This window comes from Kitasatospora sp. NPDC093558 (assembly GCF_040683475.1).
Taxonomy (GTDB): Bacteria; Actinomycetota; Actinomycetes; order Streptomycetales; family Streptomycetaceae; genus Kitasatospora.
Genome location: NZ_JBFBDY010000994.1, coordinates 1 through 1798 on the forward strand (window position 1 = coordinate 1; position 1798 = coordinate 1798).

The 1798-nt window shown below is 74.3% G+C and carries 2 protein-coding genes; both read left to right on the forward strand.

The features are described from left to right. On the forward strand, window positions 1–1280 hold a 1280-nt coding region (locus AB0O00_RS37745; RefSeq protein WP_363659212.1), incomplete at its 5' end, for a GMC oxidoreductase. A gap of 2 nt (window positions 1281–1282) precedes the next feature. After that, on the forward strand, window positions 1283–1798 hold a 516-nt coding region (locus AB0O00_RS37750), incomplete at its 3' end, for a carboxymuconolactone decarboxylase family protein (RefSeq protein ID WP_363659213.1).

A 1798-nucleotide genomic window follows, 5' to 3' on the forward strand; every position in this document is an offset into this window, starting at 1 on the left:
CGATCACCCAGCAGGACTGGAACGACGTCACCTACGCGGGCGGCCTGTTCGCCGCCGCCTGCGCGCACGCCGGCCGCACCGCCAACCCGGTGCCCGCCGCCGTCGACCGCGCCAAGTGCACCAACTGCAACTGGATGATGGCCGGCTGCCGCTTCGACGCGAAGCGCTCCCTGCTGCTCAACTACCTGCCCGCCGCGCTCGCCCACGGCGCCGAGATCCGGCCGCTGCACGAGGTCCAGAAGCTCACCCGCACCGACGACGGCGGCTACCGCGTCCACTACAACGTCGTCGACGACGTCGACTACCGCGTCCACCACGAGAGCGGCGTCATCGACGCGAAGATCGTCGTCCTCGCGGCCGGCGCCGGCGCCACCCCCGTCATCCTCCAGCGCTCCGAGGCGGACCTCGGCCGGATGCCGCACGCCGTCGGCCGCTACTTCTCCGGCAACGGCGAGCGCCTCAACACCGCCGTCGTCGACGAGGACAAGGCCCGCGACCTGCTCGGCCTCGGCCGCGGCGAGGGCCTCGCCCCCTACGGCGCCAACCAGATCGGCAAGGGCCCGGTCGTCGCCAGCTGGGACACCCTCGACGGCTCGCGGCCGGTCGGCTCCCGCTACTCGCTCGAACAGCTCTACTTCCCGCCCGGCTTCGGCACCATCCTCGCCCAGGTGCGGGACGCCACCGGGCCCAGCTGGTTCGGCCGGGAGAAGAAGGAACTCGTCCGGCAGTGGCAGTCCTGGCTGACCATCTTCACCATGGTCGAGGACGACAACGAGGGCGTCTTCGGCCCGCCACCGCCCACCGGCAACGCCGTCCGCATCTCCCAGCAGATGCTCGGGCGCGGTCCGATCGGCTACGAGCCCACCGAGAGCACCCTGCGCGGCTGGGCCGAGTCGGACGCCGCCGTCAAGGACATCCTCGAACGCGACGGCCTGGCCCGCGTGATGCCCTGGACCAACGACGTCGTCGGCGCCTATACCGTGCACCCCCTCGCGTCCTGCCGCATCGGCGACGACCCGGAGACTTCCGCCCTCGACGACGGGCACGAACTCCGCGGCCACCCCGGCATCTTCGTCACCGACGGATCCGCCGTCCCGGCCGCCCTGACGGTGAACCCGGCGCTCACCATCTCGGCCCTCGCCGAGCGCGCGATCCCGGGCATCGTGCGGGCCGCCCGGGAACGCGGCGTGGACGTCGAGTACGGCGCGCCCGGCCCCGGCGGCGAGACCGCGGGACGGCGCGGGGTGAAGTCCCAACTGCCCGGTCTGCTGGGCCAGTAGTCGTGGCAGGACCACTTCTGCGGGTTGCGCTGAGGGGCTCCCTCGGCCAGGTCCGTCACGTCGCCCCCGTCCGCCCGGCGCGGGCGGGGGCCCCGGAGGCCCGCGTCTACGCCGAGGTGGAGCGGGAGTTCGGGATGCTCGCGCCGCCCGTCGCCCTGCACGCGCCGGCCCCGGCGGTGCTGGCGGCGGCGTGGATGATGCTGCGCGAGACGCTCGTCGCGGCAGGCCGGGCGGACCGGGCGCGGAAGGAGGCGGTGGCCGCGGCCGTCTCCCGGGCCAACGCGTGCCCGTACTGCGTCGAGGTGCACACGACGGCGATCGAGGCGCTCGGCGGTTCGGCGGGGGAGGGGCCGTTGGAGCCGTTCCCGCCGTCGCTGGCAGCGGAGTTGGTGGGGGTGGCGGTCACCTTCCACTACCTCAACCGGATGGTGAGCCTGTTCCTGGGCGACAGTCCGATGCCGCCCAAGGCCCCGCCGGCGGCCCGGCGGGCGGCGCGGGCGCTGCTCGGCCGGCTCGCC